Origin of the sequence: Alicyclobacillus fodiniaquatilis, assembly GCF_042678105.1 — a bacterium.
In the GTDB taxonomy this organism is placed as follows: Bacteria; Bacillota; Bacilli; order Alicyclobacillales; family Alicyclobacillaceae; genus Alicyclobacillus; species Alicyclobacillus fodiniaquatilis.
This window is the reverse complement of record NZ_JBHUCX010000028.1, coordinates 125,736-144,115: the sequence shown is the minus strand read 5'-3', so window position 1 is coordinate 144,115 and position 18,380 is coordinate 125,736. Positions and strand designations below refer to the sequence as shown.

Below are 18,380 nucleotides of genomic sequence, written 5' to 3'. Positions count from 1 at the left end.
TTTACTCTCCTTTGGGGGAGTATTTTGGATTCTGCGCTTGGGACAACGCTTCATAGACAGCCGTTTCGAAATCCTCGGTGCTCTTCGTCGCCCCAGAAACGACGTTGACATTCGGGCTTTGGGTCGCAACCACTTCCTGTGGCAATTGCGGATCGATAAATGATTCAGGGTAATGGGTATCACACGAAGTAATTTGAACATCGGCGATTTTTCCATTCTTGATCACGACAGCAACCTCAACCGAGCCGATATCGTTGGAACCAGATCCTGTGTATGTGCCATCCAAATACTGATTGGTCGATGTGGCACTATTGGACGAGTTGCTGGATGTCTGTTTGGTTAATCCGGATTTCTTGCTGTTCGAAGTGCTGTCAGGTTCATTTGTCGAATGGTTGGCAATGGTCGAAGTTTTGGCTGGAACATTGCTTATCCGATGTGAATCGACAGTGTGTAGATTTTGCGTTGACTGCGTGGACTGATGGCTCGTCATCAAGTATCCAGCCCCATAGACTGCGCCGACAGCCAATGTGCACAGTGCAACCAGTCCATTCCCAAATTTTTTCGGTGCCATGGTGTGAAAGCCTCCACTCATATGCGAAAAAACCATTCGCACGTTCATTCTCGCGACCATACCGACAGGGCTGATGCGTGTGTGCGGTATGGTATCAGCTTAGCGCCCGAACTTCGAAATTGAATTTGAGTGGATGTCAGCGTGTGGAATGCTTGATGGGTAAAGCAATATGGATGGATGTTCCCTGACCTGGTTGGCTTTCGGCCTGGATGCGGCCGTGGTGTTGCTGGACAATCCAAGCAGCAATCGACAACCCAAGGCCTGTCCCCTGCTGTTCCCGAGATCTCGCTTTGTCCGCTCTGAAGAATCGTTCAAAAATATGCGGCAAATCTGCTTTGTCTATCCCAATGCCAGTGTCCGTGACGATGATGTGAACCTGATTGCCAGTTGCACTCCAAGTCACTTCAACCCGTCCGTTATCGCCCGTATATTTGATGGCGTTGTCCATGATAATGGTGATTAACTGTCTGATGCGTTCTTCGTCCGCTTCGATTTCAACCGTCTCATCGCTGTTGAGCGTGAGTGTCACGTTTTGGGCTTCGGCGATATAGCTAAATTGCGAAGCGACATCCCCGATGACCTCGTCTATGGATACATGTGTCACCACGATTTGTTGTTGGTTGGAGTCTGCCCGCGCCAGCGTCAACAAATCGCCCACCAATCTCCGCATTCGGCCGGCTTCTCTGAGCGCGATGGAGATGTTCTCGCTCTCTTCCTCAATGGTTTGATCTGGATGATGCAACAACCGTTCCAAATGAAGCTGCATCACCGACAAAGGGGTCCGCAACTCGTGGGACGCATCAGCGACAAACTGTTGTTGTCTGCGCCATGACTTTTGAATGGGAACCAACGCGCGCCCAGCCAGAAACAATCCCGCAAACGAAACAATCACAATACTCAAGACGACGCATATTTCCATGATGGAACGCAGGCTGTCGAGCAAATGTTGCTGATCTTGCAAATTGTAAAGCGCTTCTATTCGCCGCACATCGTGGCCATCTTTCTGAAACGAGCCGGCAGGAATAGAGACTTCCTCAACCCGATATGGAACATTTTCGATTCTCAACGTATATGGCCGACTGGAATTTGGATTGAAATGTGGCAGCGTACGAGCGGGGGGAAGCGCTCTATTTGTCGGCGCACATCCGATCACGTCGCCGTCGCCATCATATAAGATATAGACGATATCGTTGTTCATGCCGTGATCATGGTCAGCATCGTTGTCGTGGTCATGATCTGGGTCATCCTGCATCATCTCAAAATGCCCATGTTGCATACTGTGCTGCACGGATGAGAGAGACTCGTCCACCTCTTGATTCAACCGATACTGTGTGAAGCCATAGACGGTAATGCCGAAGCAGATGAGGATGGACAAAAAAATGATTGAATTCCATAGCACCAAACGTAAACGAACCTGACGAAACATCTTCAATCTCCTCTAAGTGAATAGCCGACACCTCGGACAGTGCGGATATGTTTATCGATGCCACTTGCCAGCAGCTTTTTACGCAGATAATGGATGTAAAGATCAACCACGGCGGCATTTGCCTCGGCGTCGATGCCCCACACCCGGTTTAAAATTTGCTCTCGCGTCAGTATGCGGCCTTTGTTCAACACTAAATACTCCAGAAGGCGATATTCGTTTTCCGTCAAATCGAGTGGACAATCGTCGATAAACGAATCGTGACTGGCCGTCTGAAGCCGAATCGGGCCATATGTCAATACCATCTCCTGGCTCACTTGACGTTTTCTGCGCAGGAGTGCGCGCACACGCGCCAACAGTTCTTCAATGGCAAACGGCTTGACCAAATAGTCATCTCCGCCTGCATTTAGCCCGATCACGCGAGATTCCACGCTGTCCTTTGCCGTCAGGAAAAGGATGGGGACATCCATGTGTTGTCCGCGCAGGCTTTTTGCGATTTGAATGCCATCCAATCCCGGCAGCATGATGTCGACGATCAAAACGTCATACACGCCAGTTTCCGCTGCGATCAACGCCTCTTCTCCATTGCCTACCTCATCGACGACATAAGAAGCCTCGGCAAGGATTTTGACAATGGCATCACGAAGCGGCACATCGTCTTCTATGAGCAACACGCGCACAAGACACACCCCCTATACAATATTTCCATTTTCAAACGCAATCACATCGTGATCGAAGAATGTATGCTGACAGGTCAGTAGCTTGATTAGTGAACGCCAAACCCGTATTGATAGACCATTGTCCCACCGAGGTGACCGGCCATCGATACACATACCGTCGAAGCGATGCTGAGCAAAAATGCCCAAAAAGAGACACGCATGGAACGAGTGCGCCACCAGGAGAAAGATTGAACGGCGATGGCGATGACTTGAAATAACCCAGTCAGCATAGCGTATGTTTTATGATCATGGAAGACAGGTTCGATCCCGCTGGGCCGCGTGGAAATATACGACTCACTGATGACGCCAGCTGCACCTGCGGCGATTGTCGACAGGATGCCCAGTGCGAGCAGAAGGAAAAACAGCTTGCCCCAAAAGTGATCCTTTCGCCAAATCAGACCTACGAGTCCGCCCAAAGTGCACAAATAGTTCACAGCGATGGTGAAATGAACCACCATCGGGTGGATGGTACTAGGAAAAAGATGATATAAGCTCGTCACTGTGGTTCCTCCAGTCAAGATAGTAAAGCAAAAAGAACAAAATTGCCCATTCTGCACGATGTACAGTCTAAACTGTCAATTCTCAAAAGATCATTTGGTTGATGTCCAGACGTTTTTTGCCAACCTTCCTCGACGGGGGGATGCAGGGGCACACCCGGCATTCAGCGTGCTTTTCCGCGCTGTTTTCATTGTTGGGTGTCTAGCATTTGTGGCATTTTTGGCAGGGGGATTGCCCGTATTCTTTCTCTCTGTGAAACAAGTCGTGAAGGAAAGACAAAGAAAATTGATGGTCCCACTTTGCGGGGCAGTCTCCTGTCTGTTTTTGTTCGTGGTTTCGACCACCATCCTCGCGAACTGGCAGCGTATGGTGCATACCAAAGCGCACCTGATTGTGATGGTCATCTGCTATTTCATCGTGATCGCCATGCTTTTGGTGGCAGGCACCATCTTCATATCCATGCTCATCGTTCGAACTGAATTTCAATGGTCGAAGTTGAGGTTCGTATTCATTCCTGAAATGATCATTTTATTTGGTATGATTGTGTCAGTTGTACTATCCATCATGCTCGTTGTGTTCGTTACCGTTGATGCGCCGCAGTTGTTTGTGACACAGGATGTGAATCGCACAATGTTTATCGTCGGCATTACCTGCATGTCTGTTGGCACCATATTTACGGCCATCGGGGTTCGTGTTGGTGCGGTTCGGCAGATTCAAGTCAACGAAGTATGAGGCGCCATGCGCCTCTTCCTTCATACATAAACCCATCGGAAAGTGCGCGGATACCGGACGATGGCCCTTTCAGTGAATGGAGTGGTATTGATGGCGAAAACGGATTCAATCAATCCAGTCTCTCCTGCCCGCCCAAATGTCCTATGGATTTTTGGTGATCAACACAGGGCACAGGCTACTGGATATGCGCTCGATCCCAACGCAAACACGCCCAACATCGATAACTTGGCAGCTTCAGGCATGAATTTTGCCCGCGCAATCTCCGGATTCCCTTTGTGTTGTCCAGCCAGAGGTTCACTTTTGACTGGCCGCTATCCACATCACGTCGTGCCAGGTCACGAGCATAGATTGCCGCCTGAACAATCGACCATCGCAAATGTCTTTAACGACGAGGGCTACCATACAGCATACTTTGGCAAGTGGCATTTGGATGGATTTCATGAGCGTAATGGTCGTGCAGCCATGCATATTGTTCCTCCTGGGAGAAGAGGCGGCTTTCAGGAATGGATTGGATACGAGAACAACAACAGCCAATGGGATTGTTGGGTGCACGGTGGGCAAGACGATACTGCGTTTCAATATCGGCTTCCCGGATTTGAGACGGATGAGCTGACAAATCTACTGATACAATACATCAGAAACCGCGCCGATCAGCCGAATGGGGAGCAGCAACAGCCGTTCTTCTCGGTGCTATCGGTTCAACCGCCGCATGATCCTTATATCGCCCCTAGCACACAGCGGGGCCGCTATAAGCCCGCGGACATCATCTTGCGGGAGAATGTGCCGCACATTCCACGCATCGTGAATCAAGCGCGAGTGGATTTAGCGGGCTACTATACCATGATTGAAAATCTTGATTACAATGTAGGGCGCATTATGGATACTTTGAGACAAACCGGCTTGCTTGAGAATACACATGTCATTTTCTTTAGTGATCACGGCGACATGCATGGTTCGCACGGACAATTCCGAAAGATGAACCCGTATGAGGAAGCCATCAGAGTTCCGTTTATTGTGAGCGGTGAAAAGTCGTTTTATGATGGACGCAAAACTGGCAGGACGGATGCGCTCCTAAATCACGTCGATGTGGCGCCAACTACACTTGGATTGTGCGGAATCACGAAACCTTCGTGGATGGAGGGCACAGACTATTCTGCGCATCGGCTAGCATCGCATCCCACGCATCCAGAACCGGATTCCGCTTATCTTCAAAGCGTGATCCCGACCAAACACGGGAACAGCGTTGACCGACCTTGGCGGGGGATTGTCACACGAGATGGATGGAAGTATGTCGTCTTCGAAGGCGTTCCTTGGTTGATGTTCAATCTGAACGAGGATCCCTATGAACAAGTCAATCTGGCGCATAACACGATATATTTGGACATGAAAAAGAAGTTGAATGACAGATTGCGTCAATGGATTCACGATACGAATGACGTGTTTCAAGTGCCAGAGGTGTAAACTGTGGTATGGTGAACTGGGAGATATTTTATCTGGAGGGATTCTCATGAAGATCCTGGTTACGGGCGGGGCAGGTTTTATTGGTTCAAATGTGGTGGACGCTTACATTGCAGCGGGACACGAAGTCGTCGTTGTCGATCACGCTGGATGCAAGACAGAAAACGTCCATCCGAAAGCAAAACTTTACCTGGTGGACATCCGTTCTGCAGAATTGGAACATGTTTTTGCCATTGAACGCCCTGACATTGTCAATCATCACGCAGCGCAGAAATCTGTGCCAAGATCAGTCGAGGATCCCAAATTGGACGCGGACATCAACATCTTGGGCTTGCTCAATTTGTTGGAAAACAGTGTTCGTCACGACGTGCAAAAGGTCATTTTCGTCTCGTCGGGGGGCGCATTGGCCGGAGATGCAGCAGTCATTCCAACGCCGGAGAATATCGAGCCAGTCATGATATCGCCTTATGCCATCAGCAAGTATGTGAGTGAAAAATACTTATATTTTTACTTTGTCACCCATGGCATCCGCTATACTTCCCTCCGGTATGCCAATGTCTATGGTCCAAGGCAAGTGCCCGAGGGAGAGTCTGGTGTCATCCCTATCTTTATGAACAATCTCTTGCAAAGGCGAGAATCCACACTGTTCGCATACCCAGATATGCCGAAAGGCACCACGCGCGATTACGTCTATGTCGAAGATGTCGCACATGCGAATGTTTTGGCGCTTACGGGCGGTGACAATCAGATCTTGAACATTGGCTCGGGGATCGAGCTCTATATCGAGGATATCTATCACCAGATGGAAGACGTGGTCGACATCCATATTCCGTTAAAACATGCAAGTGAGCGGGTAGGGGACGTGCGGCGCAGCGTGCTCGACTGCCGGCTTGCGCGTGAAGTGCTCGGTTGGGAACCGCGGGTTGATTTAAAAGAAGGATTGCGGCGAACTTACGAATATTATCAAGTTCATGCGTTTTGAACGGCTTATCAAAGTGCCACGCGCGCACAAAACGTGCGGCGTGGCACGAATGGTCAATGTTTGTGTTCTTTCGTATTCTTCATCATGAATTTCAGGCCGTCTTCGGTGTCTTTGGACTGGTTGTCGTCATACCGTTTGTCTTTTTGCACTTCGTCGGATAATTCCCCCAATGGAATGGTCATATCCAGGCCTTGGTTGCGGCTGTGGTTCTTTTTTTCCGTCATGATTTCACACTCCTTCACAAAATTTATCTTTCCCTCGAATCCAACCGTGATGCGTATGCAGCAATTGCATCATCGGGATCGACTGCATCGAGTTCATGTTTGGAGTTCCCCTGCGTCATTGACTGGATGCCATTGGCCGTTAATCGTAAAACCGCCGGACGCAATGATGTCTTGCATGAAGGCGTGGTGGTCTGTTTTGATTTTATTCAGCACGTCGTAGTCGATGGTGTATGAATCAGATGTGCCAAAACTGCCATAACCGAAGTCTTTGCGTTTGTCGTTATAGACGATGTATCCCCGCAGCGTCGGCGTGTCCTCTGATTGTTTTCCCTGATAATCCGATTGGATGAAGGCCTCAAATTCAAATTGCACGGTGTGGCCATTGTCGATCCCGCTTGCATTCACAGAAATTCCCCCTTTGTCGGTCAGTGTCAAAATCCGGGTTGATCTCCCGTTACGCCAGTCGCATGTGTGTCCAAATATGTCGTCAGTTGATTGCGAATGGCCCGGACTGTGTTATCGTCATCTGCGGTAATTTTATAATGTAGCTCATCCTGAAACCCGTTTAGCTCTGTTGTAAATCCATCGATATTCGCCCGCTCCAGAAACGCTTTGATGTCGTCGGCCGATTCGGCTTGTTTTAAGAGTGTTTTGTGTCCGACATATTGTTGATTGACATAGACGTCGTATCGCTCGTGCGCCCTTTGGAGCTGGAGTTGATCCCCGCCGGATCGCGCAAATGGAAGGGAGAATGAGCTTCCATCGCGTAGTTCATCCATTATTTTGCCTCCTTCATCATATGGCTTTTAAATTCTCCGAACGGACGTGAAACATGTATACGATGTAGGCAAGGCTTGGCCTGTTCATGCGCGCGAAATATCTTGTGAAAGGGCTTGGCCTGGGCGCGAACAAGGAGGAAGCCGAACTGCGTGATGCGTCCAAATTTCATTTCATACGTTTTTCGTTGTCACATTGTTGGCTGTCACTCCGTCTCAGCACTTGAAAGCGCGGTTACCTGCCTCAAAATGATGATCGACCGCCATCAAGTATTGAAAGGATGACTGTCATGAAGAGAAAGGCGACCTTGATTGGAATCATCTCCGCCGGCATCGTTTCTGCGCAGTTGGCGATGCCCGTGATGGCGCACGCGGCAACAGCAAATGCTGCGAAGATTGAAATACGCACCTACGACCATTTCGGCCTCGGGCGCATATCTGGCCTATCCGGAACATGTGGTGGCGCATGACCCTTGGTCAGGGGATGCAACTAGTTGGGTGCCCTTGTACTATTTGCAAAAGTCACTGACGAGTTTGGGTGTCAAAACGTCGTGGAATGGAAGCACGCTCAATGTGACGTCAGCGCCGAGCGCCTGGAAATTAAAAACGGGGAACCCGCCGTATACCAGCAATCCGCCATCCGGGGAAATGCAATTTGCCATAGACGGCGCCAAGGACGGTTATGTGCGCGCGCCGAAACTGGTGGCCAAGGACCCAGCAAGTGGTGAATACACCGCATATGTGCCCGTGTATTATGCAGACTTGTTTTTACACAGTTATCTCTCCATGGGCGCGTCGTGGAATGGCGATACATGGGTGCTGTCGCCCCAAGCCACCGGGTCCATCACGCAAACAACCTACGCCAGTTGGGCGGCAGCCAGCAAACAGGTTGAATCGGTTCGCGGCTATCTCGATTTCCCACAGGGCGATCCCACTGTAAATCTCGGCTATGGCATCACCGCGAGAACGGATGCGGCGATGATGCACGCAGGTTATGCATGGAACGAAGGTCGATGGAAAGTCGAGGTACTGTACTATACGAAAAACCAAGGGGCAAAACAGTTGGCGGAGAATGTCGTCGCCTATCTTCATGATCACATGCTGCCTGCGCCGAACAATCAGGGCGTCATCTTGATTCAAAGCACGACATCGCCAAGCTCAACGGCCATCAATCCCAAAACAACAGTTGCTTGGCAGGAAGGGAATACGGTTTATCGCTATGCATCAACCGCTTCGCCCACACAGGCACTGCAGACGGTGGTCGACAGCAATCACGGGTGATTGGATGTTTATATATGTGGAAGATTGATTGAAGTGTATGAACAAACGAATGCCACGCAGAGGAGAACGTCGCTGTGTGGTATTCGTTTACTGGTCTCGTCGCAGACTTGCGTCTGCATACAAACTATCCGTCTACGGGAGGGAAGATAACTTTCTTCCCCTATCCCTCAAATTTTGGCGGAAACCGATGTTCTAAAGTTGTTTGTTTTCTCGTCTCTCCTCAACTGCCTTCTGATATTAAGATTTCTCCGGTTTTACCTCGCGGTCTAGTACATAAAAAAAATCCATGATGTTGGTGTGACTGGTTCCGAGATCGCCAGGTAAACTACGCAATGACGATGATACATCAATGGCGGAGCGTATTGGAGAGATCTCATATATTGAGATGACAATGTCACTCTTGCCAACCAACTGACGTTTTTCAACAATGATTTCTCCACGCGTGGAATCAACATAAGTGATTTTCCAACTCGAAAGCTTCGATTTAATTATCTGCTGGGCGTTCTCCATCATTTTCTCCCTGCGCTCTCGATAATAGCGAGTGCGAAACTTAGGGTTTCTGTGCTTTTCACTTGTCTCTTCACCATTTCTCAATAAACGAGTAATGACTTGAACCAACGACATGTATGAAACTCCTTTCATCTGCAATGCCTTTCTTATAGTGTACACAGTCCAAGTCCAATCGTTCTACCAATTGTGCAAGTATACATTCGATTTGAATTGATTTTTACAATACTTACCCAGCGTTTTCTATGCTATGTTTGGCTCTGAAATGGGGAAGGACATCTTATCACCATCACACTGAAAGAATTAGACAATGCAACAACAATCGTCGAAGTGACCGAAGAAGGTTTCAATGAAAATGATCCTCAATTCATCAGTCAAGTGTTGGACAACAAAGAAAGTTTGGGTCTATATGTTGACCTGTCTCAAGGGATATTTAGAGTTTGGCGTCAATCAATTAAGAGCCTCATTATCAAAATAGAATACATTTTTTTTAAGAACAGCATGGACTTTTTTCTGAAATTCATCCTCAACTAGCCGCTGCTCATAAATCATGCAGTTATAGAATTTAGCACGCTTGCTCACATGGGCAGCTTAGTACAGAAATGATAGTAAACCCTATATCGCTTTTGTTCGTAGCTTTACACAAGTTTAACATACTGTCACTTTTTCCTTCACAACTTGCAGTTATACTCGTGAAGGAGGTGGTGTTCGTGGATGAAGGCAAACTATACAAAAGGGTGTTCACCCCTGTACTTATTTTTCTGCTAGCCTATGAGTGGCTTGTCTCAGGTTTCGACAAATTGCTGAGCGGTAACTTTGTACCGCAACTGATGAGACAATTGTCGTCGTCACTGTCAGGTATGCAATACCATTTTTATGAGAACATCCTCAAAAATGACATTATTCCTCATGCTGTGGTATTTGGCGTTCTTGTTGAGGTTGGTGAGATTTGTGTCGGTGTTGCATTTGTTCTTTTAGGAGTCGCACTCATTAGAGATCGAATTAATACAGCTATTATCCAACTAGGTATTTGGACAAGTATTATTGCGGCGTTCATGGCATTGAATTTTTTCTTATGGCAAGGTGGCTCGATGTTCCTGAATCTTGGAGACCCTTTTGATGAGGGAATTACGATTGATTTCATGCTTGTACTCATTCAGTTATGGATGGCTGTATTCTTTTTCTCGATTCGACGCAGATATTCACTCCTCGCAAACAGACACATGCGACAGAGCGAAAGGTTAAATCCATTTACCTAATTTATACACGAGTGACAGTCCTTTGGGGCTGTCACTTTTCTTTTTTTACGGACCACTCAAACCAATAAGGGTCCGTTGCCATCCTTCTTGAACGATTGGGCAATTATACCCCATAAGGCCTCTCCCAAAATACTTGATGCACTTATTGTGTCTTGGATGAGGAACCAAATCAAACATGAATGCCGCCCTGCTATGATGGGACTCATTCCTGCGAGTATGGACGGACTCACGGTCCTAGATGCAGGATGTGCAGCTGGTTGGTACACACAACAGTTGTTCAAACTGAACGGCAGGGGAACGGCTGTTGATTGGTCGTGATAAAAACCCCGAATCCATAAATTCTGAGTCTGTCTTGACTAAGGGTATCTGTTTAGGATTATCATCATATTAACAATGTTTCTAAAAGCGTTTAAATCAGTTTTCAGAAGGAGATACGATAATGAAATCATTAACCGATTGTTATCAGTTGTCCAATGGTGTGGAAATCCCCTGCATAGGCTTTGGTACATGGCAAACGCCAAATGGTGATGTAGCTGTTTCTTCTGTACTCAGTGCTCTTCAGGCGGGCTATCGCCATATTGATACGGCGCAGGGATATGGCAATGAGGAAAGCGTTGGAACCGCTGTGAAGAAAAGTGGGATTGATCGCAAAGAGATTTTTATTACCTCAAAGCTGAACAATAGTGAGCACGGTTATCAAAAGACGCTCGATGCCTTTGAAGAAACGATGAAAAAGCTAGGAATGGATTACATAGATCTTTTCCTAATTCACTGGCCAAATCCCATTGCGTTCCGCGATCATTGGCAAGAAGCGAACGCCGGAACCTGGAAGGCTTTTGAGGAATTGTACAACGCAGGTCGCATCCGCAGCATCGGCATAAGCAATTTCCACCCGCATCATATCGAAGAATTGATGAAAACCGCTACAATTGCCCCAATGGTGAATCAAATCCGATTGTGCCCTGGGGACACGCAGGACGAGGTAGTCGATTACTGCCGCTCCCGGAATATTCTACTGGAAGCGTATAGTCCGCTTGGTGTCGGTAAAATATTTGATGTGCCGGAAATGCAGGCGTTGGCGGAGAAATACGGGAAATCCATCGCGCAGATTTGCATACGTTGGAGTTTACAACGTGGGTACTTGCCTTTGCCCAAGTCGGTCACGCCTGCCCGCATTAAGGAGAACGCAGAGGTGTTTGATTTTGAACTGTCAGCGGATGATGTTCAGCGCATCGCCGACCTGAAAGGCGTCGTCGGTTATTCAGCCGACCCTGATACAACGACATTCTAATCATCTGAACACGGGTCTCACGAATCGTCGATTTAGAATTTATTTTAAATTAGAAGTGAAATTGGTGCAGGAGCGAAAAGAGCGACCGCTTATGGTCGCTCTTTTCGCTCCTGCGCCAAGCATGGCGAATTAACTAGGTGGTGACAGTCCACTGTGGGGGGAGTTACCAACCACTAGCCAAGGGCAAGGATGCCCATCGCGAGGTGTCCTATTCCAACAGGAGGGATGGCTTATCGCTTCGGTGCAATCCGTGGGTGGCACTCTGCTGCAAGTTAATTCGCATCATGCTCGCTAAAATGATAAATGTTTTTTAAAATGCTATAACAACATAATAAAAAACAACATTAATTTATTGTAAAACGATAAATGATGAGTTAAAGTCGTTTTATCATTAAATTAGTGAGGTGATTTTTATGAAACAAGTTTCGACGCTCTATTTAAAGTTAGCTGTTATTTTTATCGGAATTCCAGTTCTTTCCTTGTGCATATTTTGGTACCTAAGATCGGAAATTTTGCAGGGGAACTGTATCCAAATATTGCTTATATGAAATCGCTTGTTTTAATCGATATGTTCGCGGCAGCGATACCTTTTTACTTTGCTCTGTATCAAGCTTTTAAACTTTTAAGCTATATTGATAAGAACCAAGCGTTCTCGGAATTATCGGTGAAGGCTTTAAAGCATATAAAATACTGTGCCATCACGATCAGCACCTTGTACCTGCTAGGCATGCCACTCTACTATCTCATGGGGGAAAGAATTGACCCTCCAAGTTTCATGCCAATGGGATCGTTCATTATTTTCGCCTCTATGGTGATCGCCGTTTTTTCTGCTGTTCTCCAACGGCTTCTACAAGAAGCGATGAATATAAAATCAGAAAATGATTTGACGGTCTGAGGTGGAGGATATGGCCATTATTATTAATATTGATGTGATGTTAGCAAAGCGAAAAATGAGCGTAACGGAGCTTTCGGAGAGGGTTGGAATAACGATGGCGAACCTTTCTATTCTGAAAAATGGGAAAGCAAAATCGGTTCGTTTTGCAACATTAGAGGCGATATGTAAGGCTTTGGATTGTCAGCCAGGTGATATTTTGGAGTACAAAAGTGACGAAGACACTCAATAAGCACAGTCAACAATTTTCTGCAAACGGTTGCATACCAGAAAAAACAGCCAACCTAATTACTGATCAGCTGGCTGCATCATATGAATTTGAGATTGGTCGTTTAATCGGATCATTATCCTCAAATTTCTTACTGATTTTGAATAGTTTCATAAACTTGTTTGCAATCTAGGCAGCATCTGGATCGTAAAACCTTAGAGATACGCTTCGACGACGGCTTGCATTCTGTCTAATCCTTTCCACATGTCTCCTGGTCCTCCATAAACTAGTGCTATAGCCCCATTAAACCCGCTGGCGGGTAAGAGATCTAGGCACTTACGGAATTCATCTGCATTCGGGTGGCCGTTGTCATCATACAGGGCATGGGCGTGTACAGACTCGCTAAAGGGTAAAATTGCAGCTAGTTCATCATATTTGCGCTCTCCATGGTGTTTAAAGTTCCCAAAGTCCGTGATGAGACCAATATCCGACTCTCCGGATTGAATGAGACGAAGACAATTCGCTGCGGTTAACGCTAATGGTCGAAAATTCTCAGTAATTACTTGAACGCCCTTTGGTTTTGCGTAATCATACAGATTTTTCAGTTGTTCGATTGACCTATCAAGGGCTTCTTGATCTTCCGCCGGCGATTCCCCTGCTACAATTCGGATCCTTTCGGCACCCGCCTCAGCAGCTATGTCAATCCACGAACGAATGAACGCAACATCAGCTTTTACGCGTACCTCATCAGCTGATGAGATATCACCGTAGTCAACAAGCAGGGTATGGAAGCGAATATCATGACGAGTGCAGGCTTCTTTCAATTGTTGCAAATACTGTCTATCGGTTGTGGGGAAGTGAAAGTGACAGATGTCAACCGCTTGATAGCCTCTGGCTGCAAGCTCTCTAGGAAGGTCAAGTAAATGAGTGGTCTCTGGTTGAGGATCTTCTCGAACGACAATTTGTTGGGTTTTGGCATCCCAGACAGACCAGCGAAGCGGACCTAAATGTCGACGCAGCGCCCATGAGTTTACGGATAGATATGGCATAGTGAACCCTCCTTATATCATCTATCTCTGTATTCTCTATTATGTAAGCGCATTCCTGTTTGAGATACCCCGTTAAGCAATGATTTACGTCCCTTTCACTAACGTCCGAACCGACGTTTATGTTTCATGCGAATCCAAAACATCAATCGCACAAAAACGGTGAAATCCTCTGTGATACAAGGAGGGTGATCCGGTTTCACCGTTTTCACGGTGCAACACAATTCATTTTATTGCTTTAACACATCACTTCAGCGTATCACAGAATAGGCTTTCTACAGCAATGCTCCATCTGCTTCAACAGCAAATCTTTCTTGGAATTGCCTATGGAACAAGGCCTTCTTATCGAACAGTTCTCTCGACACATCAAAGTTAAGCGACTGTCTTGAATCCTTGTTGTAGGACAGAAATTCATCACTATTCCAAAGCGCCAGAGCATCAAATGCAGTTTCGTTTTCATAAGCGCTGTACATGAATTTTAGCCATATTTCCATACTTCCAAAATGGTCAAGCACATCAGCATCTTGCACAATCTTTATGTGCGTAGGAATGTTCGATATCATTCTTTCATTGTGTTTCTGTACAACTTCAGAAATTGCGCTTATGTCATCTTCAGTACAAGCATCTTTGAGTATTTCCCTAACCAAAACTGCTCCACGTTCGTTGTGCGGTTCGATACCCTTGGCAACATCATGGAATAACGCTCCAACATAAATTACGTCATCCAAAGTTGAATCATCGGGAATGATAATCTTTCTTCAATTCAAGTACATCTTTGCCACTCTCTGGCAGTGGTAAAACACATATCCTTTTTCACGATGTGAATGGGCCTTCCGTTTGGCCATGTTCTTATGGGCTAATTCAGTTATTAAATTCAGATCCATATCAATCACTTCCTTCATAAATAGACACCAAATAGACATTGGACCTCTTGTTTTTTATATTTACCTATGTATGGTAAATGGGAATCTATAAACAATCCTTTACCGTTTTTGATAAATTACATATACAAGCAGAACGACGAACGCAATTGCGGAAAAAACTGCGCTGATGGCGTGCGCGTCATCCCAGTGATTGCGATATGTCGCCCAATCTGGAGGTAATGTCGCAGGAGTCCACGATGCGACTTTTGCGTTAATTGGTCGGTTCCCAAACCAATAGGACAGCAGTGTGCCGAGAAAGCACAACGAAGCCGTAAGATATACAATGAGCGCTCTGCGATGCTTAATAATGAGTAGCACAGAAACGACGCAAATAATCAATCCTAAAATTTCGCAGATGGCGCCTACGATAGCAAATCCTCCGTAGAAAGTGCGCTGAACAGTAAGCCACTCTGCACCATTAAGTTGCCGCTTTCCTGGTATTTCAAGTACGTGAGTGAGGGTGAGTCCTAGCGTAAGCGATGCGCATAGGATCCCTATGAAAGTGAGTGTCTTGGGGAATCCCGATGATTGGCGCGAAAGATCGCTATTTTGTACAGCCACTGTGCTAACCTCCTGTCTTCCCGCTTACTTTGAACACGCTTTTTATATCGTCTGCCATCGGGTTTTACGTCGACTGATTGAGTTAACACTGTCAATCGTTTTCAAGAACGACAACACGGCCGATTATACATCGAGCTTTTTGGATCGCTATTTTCGTGGTTCCTCCGCGAAAAACGCTGATATCTTATCTCTGATTGCGTCCCTCACTTTTCCAAACTTCGCTTGAATCTCTTCTTCAGTTCCAGTTGCCTTGGCAGGGTCTTCGAATCCCCAATGCAGGCGTGTAACGTGGGGTGGTGTCATTGGACACTTATCATTCGCATCGCCACAAAGTGTGATTACAAAGTCCGCTCTGTTTAGCAAGCTCATGTCGATGAGCTTGGATTCATGGCGTGATATATCTACACCCACCTCACGCATCGTTGCAACGGCACGGAGATGGAGACCATGCGTTTCAACACCTGCGCTATGCACCTCGAACCGATCTCCACCTAAATGCCGTGCCCACCCTTCGGCGATTTGACTACGACAAGAATTGCCTGTGCACAGAAAATAAATTAGCTTTTTAGTCATGTTTATGCCTCCTGATTATTTTATCACTACGCTCCACACATAAAGCCCAAATAAAGTCACGAACAGCGTCGGCGTGGTCAATACGATCCCTGTTCGTAAATAGCGCCCCCATGAAATCGAAATGCCTCTCTTCCCGAGAACGTGAAGCCAAAGCAGCGTTGCTAACGATCCAATAGGTGTAATTTTCGGTCCCAAATCACAGCCGATAACGTTCGCATAAGCAAGCATATGTTGCATCACGCCTGTCGCAGTTGTTGAGTGGATTGCAAGTGCGTCAATCATGACCGTTGGCATGTTGTTCATGGTGCTCGACAAGATTGCCGCAATAAAGCCCATCGCCATTGTTCCAGCAAATAATCCACCATGCGTTGCTCCTTGAATCGCGTGACCAAGCAGCGTTGTTAATCCTGCGTTCCGAAGTCCGTAGACAACCACGTACATGCCAATGGAGAACACCACTATGGCCCACGGAGCTTCTTTGATCACTTTCCAAGGTTGAATCACTTTAGTACTGCCTCCAGCTACGAGGAACACAATCGCGATGACACCTGCCACTGATGACACAGGAATGTGCAGTAGCTCGGTCAAAATGTAACCAATCAGAAGTATCGAGAGTATCACCCACGAAGCCTTAAACATACCTTGATGTGCAATCGCACTGGATGGATCGGATAGATCACTCGGATTGTATCCCTTTGGAATGTCCTTACGAAAAAACAGATACAAGGCGAGGATACTAGCGCCGAGTGAAAAGAGATCAGGAACAACCATGTGTGCCAAGTAAGTGAGGAAACCAATGTGGAAGTAGTCCGCCGACACGATGTTTACGAGGTTGCTCACGATAAGCGGCAACGACGTTGTATCGGCGATGAACCCAGATGCCATGATGAATGGAATCATTTTCTTCATATCAAACTTCAATAGTTTGACCTTTTCCAGAACAATCGGTGTCAAAATTAAAGCCGCACCGTCATTCGCGAAGAAGGCAGAAACCATTGCCCCCAACAAAATGACGTACAGAAATACCTTTCGTCCGTCTCCGTTCGCCGCTCGCGCCATCTTCAAAGCTGCCCACTCGAAGAACCCTATCTTGTCGAGAATCGTTGAAGTAATGATGATCGCTACGAATGCGAATGTCGCGTCCCAGACAATCTTTGTGACGGAAATGACATCTTGAAACGAGACAACGTGGAAAATCAGAGCCAATATCGCGCCACCCAGCGCGCTCCAACCAATCGATAAGCCCTTAGGTTGCCAAATGACAAATATGAATGTCACGATGAACAACGCTACAGCCAAGTAAACCATTCAGTCGCTCCTTCAACAAGGCAAGGGCGTCAGGAAGCCCAACGCCCGCCGTTCTAACTAGCACAACAACCTTTCACAGGTTCGGTATATTTACCCTTGGAAGTTGGATCACTATCTGTCTCTTGATCAAGCACGACGAACACTTCCCAGCGATTGCCGTCCGGGTCAGTGGCCCAGATTTTGTCCTGGCGGGCATAGCAGCAGTTTGTATTCATTTCGTCGAAGGTGGCCAAACCGGCAGACATCAGTCGTCCCTTTGCCGCCAGAACGTCATCCGTCGTGCTGACTTGCAGGCCAAGGTGGTTCAGCGCACCAAGACCACCGTACTCGCGTTGATTGAGCGTGAAGTTTAGCGGTGGTTGTTCTACATCGAATTTGGCGTAACCTTCGCGTACACGAACAGGCTCTAATCCAAAGAAATTGCGATAGAACAGCAATGACTTCTCGAAGTCATTTACATTGATAGCAACATGCGGTTTTAGCGCAGTCATGGACAACATCCTCCTTGAATATTGGCGTTACAGTCTGCCGCAGGGTACAACTCTGCTTTAAACCATGTGACCACTTCTTCAATGGCTCCTGGGTTCGGGAAGTAGCAGGCCCACGGTCCTCGCATTTCTTTGCGAACCAGTCCCACCTTTTCTAGTGTCTTTAGATGATGAGAGACAGTCGGTTGCGACAAACCAGTCATGGTTACAACATCGGCGACACAACACCCATTCTCATAAGCTTCGATGCGGTCACAGCAGGTTCCAATCGCCCCTTTCGCCATAATCTGCAGGATATTAAAGCGACTCTTATCGGCCAGTGCACTTAGCCTGGTGAATAGGATTTCGGCGTTCATATTGACCTCCATCGATATCGATGAACACATCATATTGATGACCATGAATATTGTCAATGATTTTTTGAAAGACGGGCAACATGACTGGCAGCCAATCCGATGAAGCAGTAACAGTCCTGAACTGTATGCTTATGTATTCGACGAGCCCAAGTTCTCAAACATTTGACCCGCGACAATGCTCAGGCTAACTCACGGACTTTTGCTAACCACCAATCATTGTTATGTACCGATAAATTTGGGCGATGCACACTCATAATGGCGTGACATCCACAATATTTCCAAGCCCTGTATAAACGTAATCAAC

The 18,380-nt window shown here is 46.9% G+C and carries 23 protein-coding genes and 1 pseudogene; 9 read left to right on the top strand and 15 right to left on the bottom strand.

Going from position 1 to position 18,380, the window contains the following annotated elements; all coding sequences use genetic code 11:
- Window position 1: 1 nt before the first annotated feature.
- The 4 genes from ACFSB2_RS11585 to ACFSB2_RS11570 all read right to left on the bottom strand — a co-directional run bounded on the left by ACFSB2_RS11585 (window position 2) and on the right by ACFSB2_RS11570 (window position 3,213).
- A complete protein-coding gene (locus ACFSB2_RS11585; protein WP_377943209.1) occupies window positions 2-571 on the bottom strand; it encodes an FMN-binding protein in 570 nt (189 codons plus the stop codon).
- Between the two features lie 136 nt (window positions 572-707).
- Window positions 708-1,997: a sensor histidine kinase gene (locus ACFSB2_RS11580; protein WP_377943208.1), complete on the bottom strand. Its 1,290-nt coding sequence runs from the start codon at window positions 1,995-1,997 to the stop codon at window positions 708-710.
- Window positions 1,998-1,999: 2 nt separating this feature from the next.
- Window positions 2,000-2,674 carry a response regulator transcription factor gene (locus tag ACFSB2_RS11575; RefSeq protein WP_377943207.1) on the bottom strand — a complete coding sequence of 225 codons (675 nt, stop codon included), beginning with the start codon at window positions 2,672-2,674 and terminating at the stop codon, window positions 2,000-2,002.
- An 86-nt stretch (window positions 2,675-2,760) separates the two neighbouring features.
- The gene (locus tag ACFSB2_RS11570) at window positions 2,761-3,213 is read right to left on the bottom strand and encodes a DUF2231 domain-containing protein (protein WP_377943206.1); all 453 of its coding nucleotides are present in this window, start codon (window positions 3,211-3,213) and stop codon (window positions 2,761-2,763) included.
- Between the two features lie 208 nt (window positions 3,214-3,421).
- Between ACFSB2_RS11570 and ACFSB2_RS11565 the strand changes: the two genes are divergently transcribed.
- The 3 genes from ACFSB2_RS11565 to ACFSB2_RS11555 all read left to right on the top strand — a co-directional run bounded on the left by ACFSB2_RS11565 (window position 3,422) and on the right by ACFSB2_RS11555 (window position 6,383).
- Window positions 3,422-3,943 (top strand): hypothetical protein, encoded by a 522-nt coding sequence (locus tag ACFSB2_RS11565; protein ID WP_377943205.1) that lies wholly within the window; start codon window positions 3,422-3,424, stop codon window positions 3,941-3,943.
- 90 nt (window positions 3,944-4,033) lie between these two features.
- Window positions 4,034-5,404, top strand: a complete 1,371-nt coding sequence (locus ACFSB2_RS11560) for a sulfatase family protein (protein ID WP_377943204.1) — start codon at window positions 4,034-4,036, stop codon at window positions 5,402-5,404.
- A gap of 46 nt (window positions 5,405-5,450) precedes the next feature.
- Window positions 5,451-6,383 carry an NAD-dependent epimerase/dehydratase family protein gene (locus tag ACFSB2_RS11555; protein ID WP_377943203.1) on the top strand — a complete coding sequence of 311 codons (933 nt, stop codon included), beginning with the start codon at window positions 5,451-5,453 and terminating at the stop codon, window positions 6,381-6,383.
- Between the two features lie 53 nt (window positions 6,384-6,436).
- On the opposite strand, the gene ACFSB2_RS11550 is transcribed toward ACFSB2_RS11555, so the two are convergent.
- From ACFSB2_RS11550 to ACFSB2_RS11540, 3 genes are all read right to left on the bottom strand, one after another.
- Window positions 6,437-6,607, bottom strand: coding sequence for a hypothetical protein (locus ACFSB2_RS11550; RefSeq protein ID WP_377943202.1), 171 nt, complete (start codon window positions 6,605-6,607; stop codon window positions 6,437-6,439).
- Between the two features lie 93 nt (window positions 6,608-6,700).
- Window positions 6,701-7,012, bottom strand: coding sequence for a hypothetical protein (locus tag ACFSB2_RS11545; protein WP_377943201.1), 312 nt, complete (start codon window positions 7,010-7,012; stop codon window positions 6,701-6,703).
- 26 nt (window positions 7,013-7,038) lie between these two features.
- Complete coding sequence (locus ACFSB2_RS11540; RefSeq protein ID WP_377943200.1) at window positions 7,039-7,386, bottom strand: hypothetical protein; 348 nt, start codon at window positions 7,384-7,386, stop codon at window positions 7,039-7,041.
- Window positions 7,387-7,673: 287 nt separating this feature from the next.
- On the opposite strand from ACFSB2_RS11540, the gene ACFSB2_RS11535 reads away from it, so the two are divergent.
- Together ACFSB2_RS11535 and ACFSB2_RS11530 are read left to right on the top strand one after the other, a co-directional pair.
- Complete coding sequence (locus ACFSB2_RS11535; RefSeq protein ID WP_377943199.1) at window positions 7,674-7,853, top strand: hypothetical protein; 180 nt, start codon at window positions 7,674-7,676, stop codon at window positions 7,851-7,853.
- A gap of 28 nt (window positions 7,854-7,881) precedes the next feature.
- Window positions 7,882-8,664, top strand: coding sequence for a hypothetical protein (locus ACFSB2_RS11530; protein ID WP_377943198.1), 783 nt, complete (start codon window positions 7,882-7,884; stop codon window positions 8,662-8,664).
- A 237-nt stretch (window positions 8,665-8,901) separates the two neighbouring features.
- Here the strand turns inward: ACFSB2_RS11530 and ACFSB2_RS11525 are convergent, their stop codons facing one another.
- On the bottom strand, window positions 8,902-9,288 hold the full coding sequence (locus tag ACFSB2_RS11525; protein ID WP_377943197.1) for a hypothetical protein: 387 nt from the start codon (window positions 9,286-9,288) through the stop codon (window positions 8,902-8,904).
- Between the two features lie 593 nt (window positions 9,289-9,881).
- Here ACFSB2_RS11525 and ACFSB2_RS11520 point away from each other — a divergent pair.
- From ACFSB2_RS11520 to ACFSB2_RS11505, 4 genes and pseudogenes are all read left to right on the top strand, one after another.
- Entirely contained in the window at window positions 9,882-10,430 is a 549-nt protein-coding gene (locus tag ACFSB2_RS11520; protein ID WP_377943196.1) for a hypothetical protein, read from the top strand.
- A 439-nt stretch (window positions 10,431-10,869) separates the two neighbouring features.
- Window positions 10,870-11,721: an aldo/keto reductase gene (locus ACFSB2_RS11515; protein ID WP_377943195.1), complete on the top strand. Its 852-nt coding sequence runs from the start codon at window positions 10,870-10,872 to the stop codon at window positions 11,719-11,721.
- Between the two features lie 413 nt (window positions 11,722-12,134).
- A pseudogene (locus ACFSB2_RS11510) lies at window positions 12,135-12,616 on the top strand (DUF2975 domain-containing protein).
- Between the two features lie 10 nt (window positions 12,617-12,626).
- Window positions 12,627-12,845: a helix-turn-helix domain-containing protein gene (locus tag ACFSB2_RS11505; RefSeq protein ID WP_377943194.1), complete on the top strand. Its 219-nt coding sequence runs from the start codon at window positions 12,627-12,629 to the stop codon at window positions 12,843-12,845.
- Window positions 12,846-13,036: 191 nt separating this feature from the next.
- Here the strand turns inward: ACFSB2_RS11505 and ACFSB2_RS11500 are convergent, their stop codons facing one another.
- From ACFSB2_RS11500 to ACFSB2_RS11470, 7 genes are all read right to left on the bottom strand, one after another.
- Window positions 13,037-13,870, bottom strand: coding sequence for a sugar phosphate isomerase/epimerase family protein (locus ACFSB2_RS11500; RefSeq protein ID WP_377943193.1), 834 nt, complete (start codon window positions 13,868-13,870; stop codon window positions 13,037-13,039).
- Between the two features lie 272 nt (window positions 13,871-14,142).
- Entirely contained in the window at window positions 14,143-14,595 is a 453-nt protein-coding gene (locus tag ACFSB2_RS11495; RefSeq protein WP_377943192.1) for an HD domain-containing protein, read from the bottom strand.
- Between the two features lie 255 nt (window positions 14,596-14,850).
- Complete coding sequence (locus ACFSB2_RS11490) at window positions 14,851-15,351, bottom strand: anthrone oxygenase family protein (RefSeq protein ID WP_377943191.1); 501 nt, start codon at window positions 15,349-15,351, stop codon at window positions 14,851-14,853.
- 147 nt (window positions 15,352-15,498) lie between these two features.
- Window positions 15,499-15,924 carry an arsenate reductase (thioredoxin) gene (gene arsC / locus ACFSB2_RS11485; protein ID WP_377943190.1) on the bottom strand — a complete coding sequence of 142 codons (426 nt, stop codon included), beginning with the start codon at window positions 15,922-15,924 and terminating at the stop codon, window positions 15,499-15,501.
- Between the two features lie 15 nt (window positions 15,925-15,939).
- Window positions 15,940-17,232 (bottom strand): arsenic transporter, encoded by a 1,293-nt coding sequence (locus ACFSB2_RS11480; protein WP_377943189.1) that lies wholly within the window; start codon window positions 17,230-17,232, stop codon window positions 15,940-15,942.
- A gap of 53 nt (window positions 17,233-17,285) precedes the next feature.
- Window positions 17,286-17,723 carry an ArsI/CadI family heavy metal resistance metalloenzyme gene (locus ACFSB2_RS11475; protein ID WP_377943188.1) on the bottom strand — a complete coding sequence of 146 codons (438 nt, stop codon included), beginning with the start codon at window positions 17,721-17,723 and terminating at the stop codon, window positions 17,286-17,288.
- On the bottom strand, window positions 17,720-18,076 hold the full coding sequence (locus tag ACFSB2_RS11470; protein WP_377943187.1) for an ArsR/SmtB family transcription factor: 357 nt from the start codon (window positions 18,074-18,076) through the stop codon (window positions 17,720-17,722). The genes ACFSB2_RS11475 and ACFSB2_RS11470 overlap by 4 nt, the downstream gene beginning before the upstream one ends.
- Between the last annotated feature and the right edge of the window lie 304 nt (window positions 18,077-18,380).

Excerpts from the sequence above, each read along its gene's own strand:
- ACFSB2_RS11585 (WP_377943209.1), bottom strand. The coding sequence starts at position 571 with ATGGCACCGAAAAAATTTGGGAATGGACTGGTTGCACTGTGCACATTG.
- ACFSB2_RS11580 (WP_377943208.1), bottom strand. The coding sequence starts at position 1,997 with ATGTTTCGTCAGGTTCGTTTACGTTTGGTGCTATGGAATTCAATCATT.
- ACFSB2_RS11560 (WP_377943204.1), top strand. The coding sequence starts at position 4,034 with ATGGCGAAAACGGATTCAATCAATCCAGTCTCTCCTGCCCGCCCAAAT.
- ACFSB2_RS11555 (WP_377943203.1), top strand. The coding sequence starts at position 5,451 with ATGAAGATCCTGGTTACGGGCGGGGCAGGTTTTATTGGTTCAAATGTG.
- ACFSB2_RS11550 (WP_377943202.1), bottom strand. The coding sequence starts at position 6,607 with ATGACGGAAAAAAAGAACCACAGCCGCAACCAAGGCCTGGATATGACC.
- ACFSB2_RS11540 (WP_377943200.1), bottom strand. The coding sequence starts at position 7,386 with ATGGATGAACTACGCGATGGAAGCTCATTCTCCCTTCCATTTGCGCGA.
- ACFSB2_RS11535 (WP_377943199.1), top strand. The coding sequence starts at position 7,674 with ATGAAGAGAAAGGCGACCTTGATTGGAATCATCTCCGCCGGCATCGTT.
- ACFSB2_RS11525 (WP_377943197.1), bottom strand. The coding sequence starts at position 9,288 with ATGTCGTTGGTTCAAGTCATTACTCGTTTATTGAGAAATGGTGAAGAG.
- ACFSB2_RS11515 (WP_377943195.1), top strand. The coding sequence starts at position 10,870 with ATGAAATCATTAACCGATTGTTATCAGTTGTCCAATGGTGTGGAAATC.
- ACFSB2_RS11505 (WP_377943194.1), top strand. The coding sequence starts at position 12,627 with ATGGCCATTATTATTAATATTGATGTGATGTTAGCAAAGCGAAAAATG.
- ACFSB2_RS11500 (WP_377943193.1), bottom strand. The coding sequence starts at position 13,870 with ATGCCATATCTATCCGTAAACTCATGGGCGCTGCGTCGACATTTAGGT.
- arsC (WP_377943190.1), bottom strand. The coding sequence starts at position 15,924 with ATGACTAAAAAGCTAATTTATTTTCTGTGCACAGGCAATTCTTGTCGT.
- ACFSB2_RS11480 (WP_377943189.1), bottom strand. The coding sequence starts at position 17,232 with ATGGTTTACTTGGCTGTAGCGTTGTTCATCGTGACATTCATATTTGTC.
- ACFSB2_RS11475 (WP_377943188.1), bottom strand. The coding sequence starts at position 17,723 with ATGACTGCGCTAAAACCGCATGTTGCTATCAATGTAAATGACTTCGAG.
- ACFSB2_RS11470 (WP_377943187.1), bottom strand. The coding sequence starts at position 18,076 with ATGAACGCCGAAATCCTATTCACCAGGCTAAGTGCACTGGCCGATAAG.